Consider the following 16846-nt stretch of genomic DNA (forward strand, 5'->3'; position numbering starts at 1 on the left):
TTTCGAACCAGTCCCCGCCAAGATTAAATTCTTGGCGGGGATTTTTGACATCCAAGACTAGCGTATTTAAAGATGCTTTTTCTTGATTTTGTCATTTTAGAATAGGAATTTTTAGGCAGTATTTTGACAAAAAACAAGACAAGAAGAAAAACACGAGCGCAAAAATTGTGGAGAGAATTTGCAAGTATATCCAGGATATTACATATATATCTTTCGAGCTGCCTATTCACTTTATTGATTCTATTTTGTATTACCGGCGTTGTTCTCAATCATCTCGACTGGCTTGATGGCACGAGTACCGATGGTGATACGGAATTCTCAATTCCCGCCAACATACTGCTTAAGATTAGCAATTCTGAAAGCTATAAAAGTGGTGATGGACTTGAACTTATTGATATCCCTTTACAAGATTTCCAATCAATTTTAGCAGCAGAGTTTAACTTAAAAAGTGCATCTTCGATTGATTACGACAGCGACATGAAGGAGTTGATTTTTGACTATCAAATCCCCGGGGGATACGCGGCAGCGATTGTTGATCTAAACGAAAACTTAATCCTCTTGGAATATCGACAGGGATCTAGCTGGTCAATCATGTCCGACCTACACAAAGGTCGCCATAGCGGCAAAGCCTGGTCATGGGTCATTGATGTGTCCGCCATTTTGATGATCTTTTTTTCGATTACCGGGATACTCATTTTATTTCAAAATAAAAAACATCGTTTTCGTGCGATGTTATTTGTGATTGTCGGCTCGATTACACCACTACTCATTTACTTTTTTTGGGTTCCAAAGTTATCAGGGGTTTAAATATGTTCCATTCATTTCGACGATTAGTTTCACTTTTTTCTTTTCTCTCGTTGGTCCTCCTTTGCTCTACCAGCCATGCTGAAAGTGTGTTGGAAATTACTCTTGAGGTACCCGAAATCGATGCCGAACCTTATCATCGCCCATATATTGCAATTTGGCTGGAGACCCCAGAAAGAGAAGCGATCAATACGCTGAGCGTCTGGCATGAAAAAGATACTTGGCTTAAAGATATGCGTCAGTGGTGGCGAAAATTAGGCCGCTCTGGAAAAGAAAACCTAGATGGTATCAGCGGCGCAACCAGAAAGCCCGGCTCGTATACGATTGTATGGGACGGTCTAGACAGCGACGGCAAAAAAGTGTCTCAACAAGAATTACTTCTTAATATCGAATCGGTCCGTGAAGAAGGCGGCCGCTCGTATTTACGCCAAGCAATTACAATCGGCAAAAAGGCAACAATTCAACTCGACAAAGATAACGAAGTCGGCCCCATTCAAATTAAGGTCTATTAACTCAACCAGGATTATGCAGATGAATATTAAAAAATTTCTCAACACTTTTTCGAAACAAGGACTGCTAGTCGGCGTGCTTCTCGCGCTCCCCCTAGTCGGTTCAGCTCACAGCCGCTGGATAATTGCGAGTCATACTATCGTGTCAGGCGAAAACCCCGTCTACGTCAGTTTAGATTTCAGCATCTCCAATGACATTTTTCATGTCGACATGAGCCTAGGTGGCAACAATTTAGTGGCGCTAACGGAGCCAGAATTATTACAACGCAAAAAAGAACTCGAACAATTTCCGCAACCCAAGGTGCTGTTGACTTACCCAGACGGCACTCAAGATGACACAACCCCAATAATCAATCTAGAACGAAAAAGTGCCAGCGCTATTAAACTCAGTCAATCAGGCACTTATCGCATTAATATCCTGCAAGAACCCGTTGAGATCACTCTCTTTGAAACCGAAGATGGAAAACACGGGCGACAGTTTGGATCTTTGGCGGCAGTTCAAGCAAGATTGCCAAAAAATGTAAAACACATAACTGAAATGACAGTTCACAACCGCGTTGAAACCTACATCACCCGCAACGAACTAAGTCGCGACACATTAAACCTCAGCAATAAGGGCCTAGAGTTAAAATTCGACTCTCATCCAAATGAAAATTTTGCGGGCGAAACGAGTAAATTTTATTTGATGTTAAATGGTAAACCCGCACCTGAAAACACTGTAGTTCGCTTGACTCGAAATGACACACGCTATAGAAACAACCGAAATAGCATAGAAATAAAATCAACAGTTAATGGTGAAATTGCTATAAATTGGCAGGAAGCAGGTATGTATCTTCTTGAGACCGAAGTCGAAACGACACCAGATAAAAATAACAAATCAAAAGTTGAGGTTTTTGCTTTGTATTTAACTCTGGAAGTTAACCCCGAATAGCACTATAAAAATTTAGATACCTAGCATCAACCAAGTATTATTATTTGAATAATTACTCATAGCGCGATGAAGCAATAACAATCTACTCAGTAGATTCTTTCTTGAATTAAAATGTTATTGAACGTCGCGTTATCCCTCCTTAGAAACAATATTTTTTCTTAAATAGAAATACGCAAAAATCCAGCCATTTTTTCAGTTTTCAGCAACTTGCCGCTCTAATACCGACTGGGTCACATTTAATCCCCAATAAATTTTTAGCCGTTGACGCTAACAGTGCCTCAATCTATAAATTATCATTGCTTACATAGACAAAATTATTCTATTCAATCTCCACTCAACCTCAATCCTTGCAATAGCGAGATTGGTGTCGAGCGGTGTATTTGTTTCGGAGTAAATAAAAACATATTAAAAATTTTGAGCCTAAATTATCGCTAACAATATCACCCATTTTCGAATCACTTTAATATCACCTTGGGGCAAGAATGATGACCTTAGATCGCCGTATTTTTAGCTCAGCCATTGTATTATTTTCCTGTATTGCTACTTCTTCCTGGGCACAAACCGCCGGCTTGGAGCCTAGAATTGGCGAGCGTATAACTCAAGAACAAGTGGCCAATGAATTTTCTATCAAACGAATACGCGCGGAAGGCATGAGAATGTTTTCCACTCCTTTTAATACTCTAGACGGCTATGGCGATGGCCGTTTTACCCCTGGTGTCGATGATGGCGTGACGTTTGGGCAACGACCTTCCCTGCAAAGTAGTCAACAAGTCTTCCTGAGAATGAATGGTCTCGATAGCCAAAGTTGTCTCGAATGTCACAGTGTTGTCAGCAACGCTACTATCCCAGCTACATTTGGCGTCGGCGGCGCAGGCGGAATCAGCGCCAGTGCATTTCCTGAGATGACCGACGTTGATTTCGATGACAGTGAAGGAAACGGGTTTGCTAGAACCGAGGGCCGCACTATTAACCCACCGTTTAACTTCGGCTTAGGCGGCATCGAATTACTAGCAAAAGAAATGACTAGCGAACTACAAGCAATTAAGCAGCTTGCACAGGCAAATCCAGGAGAAGATTTCGACCTCATCACTAAAGGCGTTTATTTTGGGTATATCCGATTCGAAAATTCTGCACTTGTTACCAGTAACATTGAAGGTATAGACGAAGACCTGGTGGTTCGACCGTTCGGCCGCAAAGGAAACAATGCAACAATTCGTGAATTCGATGTCGGTGCCCTGCAATTTCACATGGGAATGCAACCCGATGAAATTTTTCCAATAGCAAACACGGACGGTGACGGCGATGGTATCAGTAACGAAATCACTGTCGGCGAAGTATCCGCCATGCATATTTTCCAAGCGAGTCTTGCTCCGCCGAAAAGAGTGAAACCAAATCAAACCAAAGTCGGCAAGCAATTATTTAAAACTGTGGGGTGTAATCAATGTCATATTCCTCGCTTAAAAACTGACAGTAAGTTTTTATCAATTAGCTTTCCGGAGGTATTTACTGATCCAAGCGCGAATGTGTTCAAAGAAGTCAATCTCGCTAAGCCCGCTACTGGCTTCAAGAAAGATAACAATGGTCCGGGCATTATTGTGCCGCTGTATGCCGACTTAAAACGTCATGACATGGGACCGGACCTAGCCGAATCGACGGGCGACGGATTAGATCCGTTTTTTACAACGGCAAGATTATGGGGCGTGGCTGACACAGCGCCTTACCTTCATGACGGACGCGCCTTTACCTTGGCGCAAGCAATTCTCATGCATGGTGGTGAAGCACAACAACAACGGGACAATTATGCTGGCCTTAGCTCAGAGGACCAACAACACATATTAGATTTCCTCGGCTCACTAAGAGCACCAAGAGGGGCAAACGATGATCTTTTAGAATTACTTGATGACGAACAATAAGTTGATCTCGACACGCAATGAAATAGGCCGGTTTAACCCGGCCTCTTACGCTTCATTAAATTAACTCCTTGAACTAGGAAAAAAACGGAGGTCTAATAATCGCAGAGAAAATTCATAACGAATCTGGCAAATAAAACTATGACTCTAAAACCCCCTGTTCTGCTGCAAGCAGAACTACCCACTCGCGAACTACGCCATTTATCATTTCGACAATTCTCGCCACACCCCTCTTTAAAACCTTGGATTCAAAGTTACTGGTCAGTTTCTCTCAAGCACAAACTTAAGTATCGAAAGTCCGAAAAGCTTTATCCTGACGGCTGCACCAGTCTCAGCTTTGCTTTTACACAACCCATAGAACAAAGGGTTTCATCAAAAACACTTACAAACTCTTGTGAGGGTACCTTTAGCGCGACTCACACGCTTTCGAAAATGTTTTTTGATGATCCTTGTGAATTTTTCGGTGTCAGATTTTATCCCGGTGGCGCGTTTAAATTACTCGGTCTTCCGGTCTCGGAACTCAAAGAAAAAATTTACAACGCGAAAGATCTGCTTTTAACGGGTTACTCGCAATTAGAGGTGAAGCTCGCACACAGCAAAACGATTCAAGAACGGGTGAAATCGATGGACAGCTGGTTGCTGGATCAAGCAAACCGTTTGCAACCCAACATTGGAGCCACCCAGATTCTTTCGCAGAAACTGCAGCAGGAGAATACGAGCCTCAACAAATTAATATCAGGTTTAAATAGTAGTCGGCGAACTATCGAACGTAAGTTTTCACTCGAAGTTGGTATGCCCCCCGGACAATTGAAAAATTTATTGCGGATTAGAAATTCACGACAGCTGATAAAATTTAAATTCGACGCCAGCCTTACTGACATCGCTCATCTTTGCGGATACTATGACCAAGCGCATTTTAATCGGCAATTTTACACTGTAGTCGGAGAGACTCCGGGAGAATATAAAACCCGGCAAAATCAGCGCTTAAACCGAGGAGAATTAGCCCCTGCTTAGATCGTCATATTAATGTTGTTTTGAGCCCATCATCTTCGTTCTTCCTTAAATAATTTCTTAGATTTGTCGCAAAAATACAATCCTACATCTTTAGAAATAAATACCCTAACAACAATGGATTCTTTACGAGGTTCTCATATGATTCGTTCGCTTCTTGTATCTCTATTATTTTTTCCCCTTTCCGCTTTTGCTGCAGACAAACACATTGGTATTTTAGTGTTTGATGGCGTTCTAAGTAGTGATGTCACTGCACCAGCAGAAGTTTTTGGAGTCGCATCACGCCAGGCTTGGTTTAAAGACTATCAAGTAACATTAATCGGCATTGATGCTTCGCCCACTGTGACGACAGAAGAAGGAATACGCCTAACTGTTGATGCAAGCATCACCGACGACATTGCCTTGGATGCTTTAATCGTCCCCAGTTCTTACTCGATGGAGCCGCTAATAAACAACGAAGCTTTAATCGAATTTTTACAAACCAAAAGCCGACAAGTCAGCTGGCTAGGTAGCAATTGTTCCGGTGCATTTCTTTTGGGTGAAGCCAGTTTGCTAAATCAAAAAAGCGCAACGACTTGGGCAGGGGGTGAAAAAGATCTGCAAAAATCCTATCCGGCTATCAATGTTGTTGAAAATAAAAACGTTGTTATCGATGGGAACATCATCACCTCAAATGGTAGCCTGGTGAGCTATCAAGCGGCCTTGATCATGCTCGCAAAGATGAGCTCTTTAAATAATGCAAAATCTGTTTTTGAAGCTCTACAAATGCAACGTATTACACCTTGGACAGATATCATCGATCTAATCGAAGAGAATGAATAATGAAAGCACGTATTGCCCCGAATATTTTTTACCAGCAACAATCCCAACTCACACAAGGTTTAATCGACTCTGACAAAGCAGCCTATGACTCTGGACTAAACATCGCACTACTGAATTTATTAAAAATTCGCGCCTCACAGATTAATGGCTGCGCATTTTGCTTACATATGCACAACAGCGAAGCCCGGTCAGCGGGAGAAAAACAAGAACGCTTAGACATACTTTCAGCCTGGCGAGAAACACCTTATTTTACTGATCAAGAACGCGCCGCCCTCGCCTGGTGCGAAGCGCTCACCGCCTGTTCGAGTAAAGAATTAAGTGATGAGCTATATGAACTGCTTACGGAGTTATTCAGCGAAACAGAAATCGTTAGCCTAACAAGTGTGATCGTCACCATAAACAGCTGGAATCGAATTGTCGCAGCGATGCGTTTTATTCCCGATATAAACTAAATTAAGAGGAAGCTTCAAAATGAGCGCATCAATTACCAAATTCTTTTGTAGATTTAGTTTTACATTCTTCTGCGCGTTATTATCGTCGGCTGCCTTCAGTGCCGAAATCGACATTATTGCGAGCAAAGATCTGCCGCAATTTAGCGATGACCAAGAAGTGCAGATGTTGACAGTGGAATTAAAAGCTGGTGAAAGCTCTCCCCCACACCGACACAATGCCCATGTTTTTGTCTATGTACTCAGTGGTTCTGTGATCATGCAAGTTGAAAAAAGTGAAGCGGTAACACTGGTAGCAGGCCAAACATTTTATGAAGCACCTGATGACATACATCTTCAATCGGCAAACGCCAGCGACTCGCAAAGTACTAAGTTTTTGGTTTTTGTTATCAAACCTAAAGGCGCGCCGGTTACAATACCTGTTCAAAAATCCGTTTTGTAAACGACGCTATAGCTTACGTTTTAATAAGCGGCTTAAGCATTGATTCCAGTCCGTTCAACTTAATTTCATAGAGTAAAGCCAACTGCTCTCCTAACTTCCCATCTGGAAACCCTTGCTGTTTGAACCAGACTAAGTAGGGCTCGGGAAGATCTATCAATTTTCGTCCCCGATACTTACCAAAAGGCATGGTTTGATTAATAGCGCCTATTAATATCTCTTCATTCATACAGTTACATCGCGTTTAGTTTTTGTCGCCTTGGGTAGCGCCCCACAAGAATGGAAGGGAAATTAACTTGCTCCAAGAATATTGTAAAGCGTGCCGACCTCTACTATAAATATCACCGAGCAAATACTATAAAGATCACCAAGCAAAGGTTTCTGCCTTTAGCGCCAAGATAGACATTCGACCTCGACCCCCTTATGCTTCGGCTGGAAACACTAATGTGCCTAGAAGCGCTAATATACCTAGAAATAATGATATAGAAGGATCACACGCCAATCGTAATGGGCATTCTCAGAAAAACAGGAATCGTATTTCTATCACTATCACTATTGATAGTCGTCTTGCTGTTTTCCTCTCGTTTTTACTTACCCCCGATCATTTCTTTGCTATTGAAAGAACAAGGTTTGATAGTCGATTATTTTGTTGCCGACATCCCCGGACGACACACCTGGACGATAAAAAAAGCCAATCTTCGCTCTACTTTTGGTTCTAATTTTGTCGGCGAAAATATCAGCCTTAACTATACCTGGCCAGCTATTTTAGGCAGTAAGTTAGTTAGTGTAGAAATCGAAAAACTCGACTACATGCCAAACCTACTGGAACAAATTACTGACACATCGGCAACCAAGCCACAAAGCGAAGCCGTAATCGATACGCTTCCCTTGCCCTCCGATTGGCTGAAAAACCTACCAATGCAGTCACTACGCATAATAAAGGGACGAATAATATTCCAAGATAATAGTGCTGATGAAAGTCGCCAAAAGAACGATATCAACTTTAATGCGGAGGTATCTCTAGATACCGATACGCTTAAGGTTAGCGGGATACTTGAGTCAAACCAAACGACGCTAGAGCTAAATGGTAAATTAAATACAGAGAACACCTTTTCTCTTAGCCTGGCTTCCAACGACGATGCTTATAGAAACAATAATTTATTCTCTCTCGAGGGCACCGCAAGCCCAGATCAAATTACCGGAAAAGGCAACGGCAAACTTACCTTAGATTTTATACGCACTTTTTTAACCAAAGGTTTAGCGAACGAGAGAAAAGATCCACCAGCAGGAGACAACTCAGAAGAACCTTATCAAGAAAGTTTCATTAACAAAATGACGGGAAATGTTTCTTCACTAATAAATATCGATCTTCAATTAAAAGAAGGTAAATTGCTTTCTAACTCAAGCCTCATTTTATCTGGCGTTCTTCAACATGAAGATTTTTTTGAGTCGCTAAACCTTGAGCACACTATTTCACTAAAAAACGGACTCAGCTCACCTACCTTACTGTTATCAAAGGGTGGCAGCATAGTGATTCACAATATCAAGGGTGAAGACAACTATGAGCGTCTCGAGATTGTATTGGACTCTAGCATTAGCATCGATAATGTGAACGAGACACTCACCAAATTCGCTAATGAAATAAATTTAGAAACCATTCAAAGCCTACTCTCTGAACCTACATCACTTAAAATTTCAGCTCGCAATACGCAAACGCCAAAATCCACACTCAATGCGACGCTAACTGTTCAAGGAAATTCAGCGCTTATCAAGGGTCTGCTCGCCTTAGAAGATACGGAGTTAGATTTTAATAGTCGCATACACTTAAACAAATTATCTCCTTTAACATTCAACATTGAACCTCAGAGCCAATTTATTTATACGCCAAAATCACCGGCGGAGTCCGATGCAATTAAAATCGTTGCCAATAAAAACGTATCGCTAATTTTCGGACCGGATACCATCACAACAAACGGCCTTGCGGAATTTGTTGTTACCTACGATGAAATCGAAAGCACTATCGTCATAGATGGTCAGCTACAGCCGCTAGATTTACAGCTAAGCCTAACTAACAGCAAATTACTCATTGATGACATAGCTTTGGGGAAAGTCAGTGCCACTATCGATCTCAAGCAAGAACAAAATACACTCCACTCGGTTCTAAACATCAATGCTTTTGGAACAAGTATAGGTGGACAGGTAGATGTCGATGGCAAAGGTAAAACCGGAGAATTTCAGCTAGAGATTGGCAACCTCGCCCGCACCAAACAATTTCTATCTAAATGGTGTACAGAAGTTACCGGTGGTAGCGCTTCCCTCAGTGGCCGCTTCAACCTAGATCCAGAAATATCCCTTGATGCAGAATTCGAAATTCTAAATCTAGATATCAGCGCTTTAGAATTTCAAATCGAAGATTTAAATTACAACGGTCAATGGCGCTATGCTGATGGGATAAGTTCCAAGTCGGGGAATATTAACGCCAACAAAATAAACCCCGGCATCGTTATCGAAAACCTAGACGCAAGCCTCAACTATGATCAAGGCAGCGTGACGCTTCCGTCTTTGAGCGCTAATATCCTTGAAGGCAATATTAACGGTAATAATTTACGGTGGGATATCGGTCAGGAGGCGAACACACTTCTTTTAAATCTGTCTGAAATCGACCTCGCCAAGCTAGTAGCGCTTGCTGAATACGATATGCAGGTCACCGGAAAGGTCAGCGCCAAGTTACCCATGAAAGTCGATTCAGCTGGCGTTCAGGTTGTCGGTGGCACACTACAATCCATAGCACCTGGGGGTGAAATTCATATACCCGTAGACGCATCCACTGCAACTGGGCCACAAAAGGAGGCTTTTGAAGCCTTACAAAATTTTCATTATACAAACTTGAGTGGAGGAATTTCCGGATTTCTCGCTTTGAACCCGAAAGGTTTATTAAAGAGTAATCTTCGTTTAGTGGGAAACAATCCAGACATGGGTCGTCCAGTAGTGTTAAATCTAAACTTAGAACAAAATACTTACCCCTTATTTCAAAGCTTGTCGATATTCTCTCAAGTCGAAAAATTTGGGCAGTGTAAACGATAACGACCAATAGTTAACAAAGGAAAACGAGTCGTTGTGCGAATTGCTCTTCTACGAAGATCAACAGCAGTAGGCGATAAAAATCATATCGAGGAACCAGTATGAACAAGGTATATTTATTTTTATTCTGCACGGTGGTGGCGTTAACCAGCGCCTGTACGCCGACGGTAAGGGTAGCAAGCGATCCCATCGAAATTAACATGAACATCAAAATTGAACATGAAGTTCGTGTTAAGGTCGATAAAGAATTGGAAACATTGTTTGAAGACGAAAGTTTATTCTAAGGAGAAAATTATGAAACGTTTACTATTATTTATTTCCAGCATGATCTTCTCAGCGGTGCTGTTCGCCAGCCCAATCTCAGACGCAGTAGACGCTGGTAAAGTAAAGGAGCTACCTTCCGGTTACGTTCAAGCAGTAGATACAAGCCCTGCAATCAAGGAACTGGTTGATAAAGTTAATGCGGGCCGCCGGGCCGAATATGAAAGGATTGCAAAAGAGAATAATATTTCCGCGGAGGCAGTGGGTCGAGCGTCATACGAGAAACGATTTTCAAATAAATAACCACAAGAAGTTCTGCCTTTACGAACAAGCTCTACTGAAACACCGGGTTCAAATCGGTGTTTCAGTCTCCCTCCCTAAACACATCAATACTCCTTTGTTCTCATCGAAATAAACCTTCTTGAGTTAGAAAAAACTACCAATTCGGTGTAGAATTCTCGACCTTTTCTGGCATTCAAAGAGATAACAAGATGGGCAGAGCTTACCAAAACCGCAAAGAATCAATGGCCAAAACATCTGACGCTAAAGCTAAGGTGTACAGCAAATATGGTCGAGAAATCTATGTGTGTGCGAAATCAGGGGGCACAGACCCTCAAGGCAACTTAGCGCTGCGAAACCTGATTGACAGGGCTAAAAAAGACCAAGTCCCAAGCCACGTAATTGATAAGGCCATCGACAAAGCGAAAGGTGGTGGCGGTGAAGATTTCTCTATCGCTCGCTATGAAGGTTATGGTCCGGGCGGATGCATGGTGATCATTGATTGCCTCACAGACAACCCCAATCGTACGTTTGGCGATGTGCGACTTTGTTTTACCAAGACGAAATCTAAGATTGGCACCCAGGGTAGTGTTAGTCACATGTTCGATCACAGTGCCATCTTGGCCTATAAAAGCGAAGATGAAGATTCCGCGCTAGAAGTGTTAATGGAAGCAGACGTCGATGTCACCGACATTGAAAATGAGGACGGACTCATAACCATTTTCGCACCCAGCACTGAGTACTTCAAAGCGAAGCAGGCGTTAAACGATGCTTTTGCACCAGAGGGAGAGGACCTAGACTTTGAAGTCGATGCCATTCAATTTATTCCCCAGAATACCTCACCGATTAGCGAAGATGACATGCCGATGTTTGAAAAATTTATCGACATGCTTAACGATCTCGACGACGTGCAGAACGTATACCACAACGCCGATTTATAAAGACGGATTATTTTTTATTTACACGATAAGAATAGCGCTATGGGCTTGATTCAAATTAGATCAAACATTTACATCAAAACCAAAACGCTTAAATAAATCTTTACTTTCTTCATGACTTGTACTTGTTTCCATAATCACTCGAGTTAGCAATCCATAGCTATAGTACAAGCATGTATGGATTTTTTTTGCCAGCGCATCATCAACATCGCTCTTATTGTCATGCATTTTTTTATCAATAACCTTAAATTGATTATCGATGAGCTCCCACTCTCGGCCAAAATAAAACCGTTTCACAAAGCCGCGATGTGTAGATGCGACTAATTTTAATTCTTTATGGATAATTTCCAGCTTCTCGTAATCTTTCCATAACACTCCTGTCTTTAAGTCTACGTCCTGTGGAGCGTCTTTCGACAGAGCTTGACGAATTTCATCTGGGACACTCCCTATAGGCAATTTAGAGATCTGTTCGATGAGACTTTCTTCTTGGGGAGAAGGCAACATTGGGAAGAATTGACAACGCTGGAAGAAAAAACAAATCTCCGTCAAAAACCTTCTTGGCTTTGGCAAACGCATTAACAAAAGAACGATCCCAGTCACCGATAAGAATACAATTGTCTTTGCGATCCGATGATTATTCGTTAGGACAGAGAATATCTCTTCCCAGATAAAATAACCCAGCGCGAAAGTAACTAACCACATTGTTAACGAAAATAGTGTACAAGATCCTAGCATCACTATAAGTCGACGCATCGGCGTGGTTGTATAGGTATATCGAAAATCTTCTGATTCAAGCTCAGCATCAGATATTAGCGGTGGCGTAGTCCGCCATATCACCAAGGCCCACATATAAAAGACCAAAACGATTGAGATACTGATCAGCATTCTATGTACCTTTCATAATCGCTAATTAGAAACTAAACAACTTTTAATATGAATAAACGGCTTCCACGGTTTATATATGAAAAAACAGATTCCGCGAAGCTGGTCCTTACTTGCCCTTCACCCGTTCAAAATATTCTATGCCGATTCAGACATTAAAAATTCTATAATTTTTGGGACCACTATTTCGCGCTTTGTTAACAGGAGCAAATGCCCGCAATCAATTTCCACTAACTCACTATTCGGAATTCTAGAGGCCAGTATTTTTCCGTTCGCCAAAGGAACTAGGGGATCATCTGTGCCGGCTAAAATGAGGGTTGGTTGTTGCAACTTATGCAGCCAGTGAATACTGGTCCAACCGGCGATGGCTGCTAATTGATTGAGGTAGCCCCTTCCCGTTTTTGCAGGCTTAATATGTTCAGCAAACTCGCGAATTTTTTCTGGATTTTCTCGGAGCGCCCCGCCATAGATATGTTCGGCGACTTCAAACAAATATTCTTCATCCAGATAGCGCTTCGGCGTCGACAGCTTCATAAATACCGAAGGTTTACTAGGAACCATCACCACGCCAGGCGAGGTCGCTGCCAAAATTAAACGGCGACAACGAGTTTGATGCATTCGCGCAAACTCTTGTACCAGCCCACCACCCCACGAAACACCAAGGGCATCGACATTTCCATAATCATAGTGATCAAGGATCTTTGCACTCAGCTGACTCAAACCCTTAAAACGCATCGGAAAAAATGTTGCCTGGGACTGACCGATACCCGGCATATCAAACGCGATACACTCGATACCTTCTAAATCTCTCATCAATGGCAATAGCAACTCACTGTTCGCACCAATTCCGTTGAATAACAATAGCGGAGGTGAACTACGGTTTTCAGTAATTTTTCTAATCACACGAATTTTTAAGCGGTCTATTTTTATTACGGTGTCTTCGATAGTGTACAAGCGCTGCCGCCTTATTGTTTCAGGCCATCTGCCTGTTTTAATTCGCAATGGTTTCTACAAACAGGCCATGATGGCACACTTCCTTTTCATCACCAATTGATCCGTTATGCTAGAGTCAGGTGTTTTAATTTTCAGTTTCCACATACGTGTTTCTATATTCTTGAAAAACTAAGGACTCACACCACTGATCTTGGCTCCCCTTAAAATAGGCAGCACAGCAGGTGTAGATGGCCCGCAATTATCCGATAGTTATGTCATAAGATCAGCGCGAGCGTCTCTGCTAAAGGTCTCTTCGCGCCTCAATTTATTGCATTTTGAGCGCAACCTCGGTTTCCGTGCCCCTTCTTTGATCCACGCATCGGCTCAAAGAAGATATTTTTGAAACAACTGCAAAGAATTCGTAGAGCCCATAAACTATTTCCGAAATAATCAGTAAGAAAAGTGTAATGATATTCTCAGTGCATAGCCCATGCCAAATCTGTAATTTAGATCTATCCTGGAGCTAAACCTTTCTGAAAACACAACATTTCTCTCAATTTGATCATCCTCCTCCTTGATATTTAAAGTTATGCTACAAAAATTAGAATTTTCTCCTGCCCGACATAATTGTTTCATCTACTTCATTTAATCTCTCACCATGCTCAAAACAATCGTTTGGCATAGTTTTGGCATAAGCCAAGTTAAAGGCCGGCTTTGTCGCTCGACCTAATTCACAAAGCGAGCGTCTTAGTTATCCTCAACGCAAAACCGTTTTTTTGTTTTTAGCTCGATCAATATTTTCAAATTAATTTCATTACACCCAATCACACGAAAACCGTAGAGAGGCTTCTCATGGCTACACAATCTGCTTCAGAAACAAGCACAACAGATAACGTCCACTTAATTGCTTCACTGGAAGAAACAGTAGAAAACTCTAAAGCCGCGGTATCTAAGTCGTTGTCTAAGCTAACAAAACCCTACCAATTCATATGGCATGCTGCTCTTGGTACAGCATCTTTAACTGAAAAAAATGTGTCTGAATTTACTCAAGCAATGGCGGATAAAGGCACCGAGGTTGAAGCAAAGGCCAAAGAAGATATCGACAAGAAAATTATGGGCGTAAAACTTGCGGTACTTACCAAACGCAAAAAAATCTTAGATTTTTCAAAGAGAAAAATCAACAAAGTTGAAGGCCTGATCGGTAAAGGCTTTTCTCGTACTCTCCATGCTGCCGGTGTCCCAACAAAGGGCGACATGGAACAAATTGCACTATTAATGTCCGAAATGTCGGGTGCAATCGAAGAGCTAACGGCTCTTAGCGAGAAAAAAGTAAAGCGTACGCCAAGTAAAACCACGGATTCCTAACCAGGATTTATTCTCATTACTTAAAGAAAAGGTCGCCGATGATATAAGAAATTTTTATGTCTCGGCGGATCTTAAAAGACTTATCGTTATATCCAAAAATGTGAAGGCCTTTATTGAGGAGTTGTTAGAGGTTATGGGTACTGCAAAGCAAATAATCCCTCAGAACACGGTAACGGTTCTGAGTAATCTGAAACTTGATGACTACGCCTTGGCCAATCAGCCGCCGTATCGAGACGAGTTTAGCAAGGCCGAACCATGCTCTAAAACCACGGCGAACATCACGAGTAACATTGCTAGTGACATTGATATTGAACCCCCATCGGTAAAAGCTAAGCGTAAAGCAAGACCTGTAAATCTTGAAACTGTTGATGAAGAGTTGGCAGAAAAAATTGAAAAGCTTAGATCCTCCGCACATGCTTTAGTTAGTTTCACTCAGTCACTCAGTGAAAAAAATACTTTAAAGCGTACGGAGATGACGCAGCCTTCTGATGAGAAAGTTAGCGATAACGCGGAACTTGAAGAGCGCTACGATTTTGCAGGACATCAAACCGGTTTTGACGATCTTCATGGAAAAAGTATGATCGACACTCTGTTCGATTTTACGTTGCAGGTATTCAAGCAGCCTGAAGTCTTCAGCAAACGTTACGCTAACTTTGCTCGAGAGCTCATGCAGATAGTCCAGAAGAAATCAGATTTACAACCCGAACGTGGCGATCGCCGCTTTCGAGATGCTGTGTGGAACGAAAACCCTGTATATCGAATAGTCCTCCAAACCTATCTGTCGTGGTCTAAAGAAATGAACGGGATGGTAGATGAACTAGCCTTCGACGATGAAAATGACAACAAGCGCGCGCAATTTATTTTAAAGCAAGTAAGTGCGGCAATTGCACCTTCCAATTCGCCATTAAACCCGGTTGCCGTTAAACGCGCTTATCAAACTGGAGGCCAAAGTGTTTTAGCAGGGCTTAATAACCTTGTGAAAGATATTAAAACCAACGGTGGAATGCCTCGACAAGTCTCCGATACGGCATACAAAGTGGGTGAAGATCTCGGCGTGTCGTCCGGTGAAGTTATCTATCGCAGCCGAATTTTTGAAATCATTCAATACGGCAGCAATGGACAAAGTCATGTTCATAAGCGACCGATCTTAATTATTCCGCCACAAATTAATAAATTTTATATTTTTGATTTAACACCCAAAAATAGCCTAGTAAAACAGTTAATCGATAGCGGATTACAAACCTTTATCGTGAGCTGGAAAAACCCGACCGAAGCAAATGCCAATTGGAGCATGGACACCTACGTCGAAGAACTAGATAAAGGTGTGCAAGCAATACTGGATATAAGTGGTAGCGAGGATATTAGCCTAGCAAGTGCTTGTGCCGGCGGTATTACAGCGATGTCATTACAAGCTTATTACACGGGGAGAAACGAAAAAATTATTCACAACCACACTTTGCTGGTTACCGCATTAAACGCAGAAGGTCATCCAACGCTTGACTTATTCATGAATAAAAATTCCGTTAAACATGCGCTCGAAAGAACACAAGACAAGGGCGTAATGAATGGAAAAGAGCTCGCTCACGTCTTCGCATGGCTACGACCAACGGATTTGGTTTGGAATTATTGGGTGAACAATAATTTACTTGGCAAAGAGCCACCAACCATGGATGTACTATTTTGGGATAATGATTCAACACGCTTACCCGCAGCACTTCATCATGATTTTATGGATATTTTGGTTAACAATAAGTTTTCTCCGAACAAGTCCCATAAAATTTGTGGCGAAGACGTGGACTTAAGTAAATTCGATAGTGATTTTTATTTTCTCGCCGGTGACGAAGATTACTTAATGCCTTGGAAGGGTTGCTACCAGAACTTAAAACAGTTGCCGAATGCTAGGTGCGAGTTCGTACTCAGCAACAGCGGGCATATCCAAAGTGTTTTAAGGCCACCAGGAATTGGTAACACTTTTTACTACACCAACGACAAGCATGTCACGGATGCAGACGATTGGCTAGCAGCCGCCGAGAAACAAAAAGGGAGTTGGTGGACGCATTGGTGTGAATGGTTAACGGAACGCAGTGGAGAGAAAAGAGTCGCGCCAGCACATTTTGGTAGCGAGAATTATCCGCCAATATGCGCCAGTCCCGGAATTTATGTATTTGAAAAATAAAAATGCGAGAAATAAAACATCACAAAATCAAACTGGCCTCCTGTAGCAAGCTTGTT

Annotated in this window: 17 protein-coding genes; 14 read left to right on the forward strand and 3 right to left on the reverse strand. The window is 42.0% G+C overall.

What is annotated here, in order from left to right:
- The first annotated feature begins 165 nt into the window (after nt 1-165).
- The 8 genes from ACYUCY_RS10955 to ACYUCY_RS10990 all read left to right on the forward strand — a co-directional run bounded on the left by ACYUCY_RS10955 (nt 166) and on the right by ACYUCY_RS10990 (nt 6878).
- Nucleotides 166-807, forward strand: a complete 642-nt coding sequence (locus tag ACYUCY_RS10955; protein ID WP_460226682.1) for a PepSY-associated TM helix domain-containing protein — start codon at nt 166-168, stop codon at nt 805-807.
- Nucleotides 808-809: 2 nt separating this feature from the next.
- Nucleotides 810-1316 carry a DUF2271 domain-containing protein gene (locus tag ACYUCY_RS10960; RefSeq protein ID WP_460226525.1) on the forward strand — a complete coding sequence of 169 codons (507 nt, stop codon included), beginning with the start codon at nt 810-812 and terminating at the stop codon, nt 1314-1316.
- Nucleotides 1317-1335: 19 nt separating this feature from the next.
- Entirely contained in the window at nt 1336-2244 is a 909-nt protein-coding gene (locus tag ACYUCY_RS10965) for a DUF4198 domain-containing protein (RefSeq protein WP_460226526.1), read from the forward strand.
- Between the two features lie 482 nt (nt 2245-2726).
- A complete protein-coding gene (locus tag ACYUCY_RS10970; RefSeq protein ID WP_460226527.1) occupies nt 2727-4157 on the forward strand; it encodes a di-heme oxidoredictase family protein in 1431 nt (476 codons plus the stop codon).
- Between the two features lie 138 nt (nt 4158-4295).
- Nucleotides 4296-5168 carry a DUF6597 domain-containing transcriptional factor gene (locus ACYUCY_RS10975; RefSeq protein ID WP_460226528.1) on the forward strand — a complete coding sequence of 291 codons (873 nt, stop codon included), beginning with the start codon at nt 4296-4298 and terminating at the stop codon, nt 5166-5168.
- A gap of 138 nt (nt 5169-5306) precedes the next feature.
- A complete protein-coding gene (locus ACYUCY_RS10980) occupies nt 5307-5987 on the forward strand; it encodes a DJ-1/PfpI family protein (RefSeq protein ID WP_460226529.1) in 681 nt (226 codons plus the stop codon).
- Nucleotides 5987-6439, forward strand: coding sequence for a carboxymuconolactone decarboxylase family protein (locus ACYUCY_RS10985; RefSeq protein ID WP_460226530.1), 453 nt, complete (start codon nt 5987-5989; stop codon nt 6437-6439). Before ACYUCY_RS10980 ends, ACYUCY_RS10985 begins: the two co-directional genes overlap by 1 nt.
- A 19-nt stretch (nt 6440-6458) precedes the next feature.
- Nucleotides 6459-6878, forward strand: a complete 420-nt coding sequence (locus ACYUCY_RS10990; RefSeq protein WP_460226531.1) for a cupin domain-containing protein — start codon at nt 6459-6461, stop codon at nt 6876-6878.
- 13 nt (nt 6879-6891) lie between these two features.
- On the opposite strand, the gene ACYUCY_RS10995 is transcribed toward ACYUCY_RS10990, so the two are convergent.
- Nucleotides 6892-7104, reverse strand: a complete 213-nt coding sequence (locus tag ACYUCY_RS10995) for a DUF3820 family protein (RefSeq protein WP_460226532.1) — start codon at nt 7102-7104, stop codon at nt 6892-6894.
- Between the two features lie 278 nt (nt 7105-7382).
- Here ACYUCY_RS10995 and ACYUCY_RS11000 point away from each other — a divergent pair, with 278 nt between their 5' ends.
- The 4 genes from ACYUCY_RS11000 to ACYUCY_RS11015 all read left to right on the forward strand — a co-directional run bounded on the left by ACYUCY_RS11000 (nt 7383) and on the right by ACYUCY_RS11015 (nt 11437).
- Nucleotides 7383-9959, forward strand: a complete 2577-nt coding sequence (locus ACYUCY_RS11000) for an intermembrane phospholipid transport protein YdbH family protein (protein ID WP_460226533.1) — start codon at nt 7383-7385, stop codon at nt 9957-9959.
- A 98-nt stretch (nt 9960-10057) separates the two neighbouring features.
- Nucleotides 10058-10240, forward strand: coding sequence for a YnbE family lipoprotein (locus tag ACYUCY_RS11005; RefSeq protein ID WP_460226534.1), 183 nt, complete (start codon nt 10058-10060; stop codon nt 10238-10240).
- A 10-nt stretch (nt 10241-10250) separates the two neighbouring features.
- Nucleotides 10251-10520, forward strand: a complete 270-nt coding sequence (locus ACYUCY_RS11010) for a DUF1318 domain-containing protein (protein ID WP_460226535.1) — start codon at nt 10251-10253, stop codon at nt 10518-10520.
- Between the two features lie 188 nt (nt 10521-10708).
- A complete protein-coding gene (locus tag ACYUCY_RS11015) occupies nt 10709-11437 on the forward strand; it encodes a YebC/PmpR family DNA-binding transcriptional regulator (RefSeq protein ID WP_460226536.1) in 729 nt (242 codons plus the stop codon).
- 60 nt (nt 11438-11497) lie between these two features.
- On the opposite strand, the gene ACYUCY_RS11020 is transcribed toward ACYUCY_RS11015, so the two are convergent.
- Together ACYUCY_RS11020 and phaZ are read right to left on the reverse strand one after the other, a co-directional pair.
- Complete coding sequence (locus ACYUCY_RS11020) at nt 11498-12319, reverse strand: hypothetical protein (protein WP_460226537.1); 822 nt, start codon at nt 12317-12319, stop codon at nt 11498-11500.
- Between the two features lie 135 nt (nt 12320-12454).
- Complete coding sequence (gene phaZ, locus ACYUCY_RS11025; RefSeq protein WP_460226538.1) at nt 12455-13270, reverse strand: poly(3-hydroxyalkanoate) depolymerase; 816 nt, start codon at nt 13268-13270, stop codon at nt 12455-12457.
- Between the two features lie 831 nt (nt 13271-14101).
- Between phaZ and ACYUCY_RS11030 the strand changes: the two genes are divergently transcribed.
- Nucleotides 14102-14614, forward strand: a complete 513-nt coding sequence (locus ACYUCY_RS11030) for a phasin family protein (RefSeq protein ID WP_460226539.1) — start codon at nt 14102-14104, stop codon at nt 14612-14614.
- A 133-nt stretch (nt 14615-14747) separates the two neighbouring features.
- A complete protein-coding gene (locus tag ACYUCY_RS11035) occupies nt 14748-16790 on the forward strand; it encodes a PHA/PHB synthase family protein (protein ID WP_460226540.1) in 2043 nt (680 codons plus the stop codon).
- The last annotated feature ends 56 nt before the right edge of the window (nt 16791-16846 follow it).

The sequence above is a fragment of the Aurantivibrio infirmus genome (assembly GCF_054767315.1).

Excerpts from the sequence above, each read along its gene's own strand:
- ACYUCY_RS10960 (WP_460226525.1), top strand. The coding sequence starts at position 810 with ATGTTCCATTCATTTCGACGATTAGTTTCACTTTTTTCTTTTCTCTCG.
- ACYUCY_RS10965 (WP_460226526.1), top strand. The coding sequence starts at position 1,336 with ATGAATATTAAAAAATTTCTCAACACTTTTTCGAAACAAGGACTGCTA.
- ACYUCY_RS10970 (WP_460226527.1), top strand. The coding sequence starts at position 2,727 with ATGATGACCTTAGATCGCCGTATTTTTAGCTCAGCCATTGTATTATTT.
- ACYUCY_RS10975 (WP_460226528.1), top strand. The coding sequence starts at position 4,296 with ATGACTCTAAAACCCCCTGTTCTGCTGCAAGCAGAACTACCCACTCGC.
- ACYUCY_RS10980 (WP_460226529.1), top strand. The coding sequence starts at position 5,307 with ATGATTCGTTCGCTTCTTGTATCTCTATTATTTTTTCCCCTTTCCGCT.
- ACYUCY_RS10985 (WP_460226530.1), top strand. The coding sequence starts at position 5,987 with ATGAAAGCACGTATTGCCCCGAATATTTTTTACCAGCAACAATCCCAA.
- ACYUCY_RS10990 (WP_460226531.1), top strand. The coding sequence starts at position 6,459 with ATGAGCGCATCAATTACCAAATTCTTTTGTAGATTTAGTTTTACATTC.
- ACYUCY_RS10995 (WP_460226532.1), bottom strand. The coding sequence starts at position 7,104 with ATGAATGAAGAGATATTAATAGGCGCTATTAATCAAACCATGCCTTTT.
- ACYUCY_RS11000 (WP_460226533.1), top strand. The coding sequence starts at position 7,383 with ATGGGCATTCTCAGAAAAACAGGAATCGTATTTCTATCACTATCACTA.
- ACYUCY_RS11005 (WP_460226534.1), top strand. The coding sequence starts at position 10,058 with ATGAACAAGGTATATTTATTTTTATTCTGCACGGTGGTGGCGTTAACC.
- ACYUCY_RS11010 (WP_460226535.1), top strand. The coding sequence starts at position 10,251 with ATGAAACGTTTACTATTATTTATTTCCAGCATGATCTTCTCAGCGGTG.
- ACYUCY_RS11015 (WP_460226536.1), top strand. The coding sequence starts at position 10,709 with ATGGGCAGAGCTTACCAAAACCGCAAAGAATCAATGGCCAAAACATCT.
- ACYUCY_RS11020 (WP_460226537.1), bottom strand. The coding sequence starts at position 12,319 with ATGCTGATCAGTATCTCAATCGTTTTGGTCTTTTATATGTGGGCCTTG.
- ACYUCY_RS11030 (WP_460226539.1), top strand. The coding sequence starts at position 14,102 with ATGGCTACACAATCTGCTTCAGAAACAAGCACAACAGATAACGTCCAC.
- ACYUCY_RS11035 (WP_460226540.1), top strand. The coding sequence starts at position 14,748 with ATGGGTACTGCAAAGCAAATAATCCCTCAGAACACGGTAACGGTTCTG.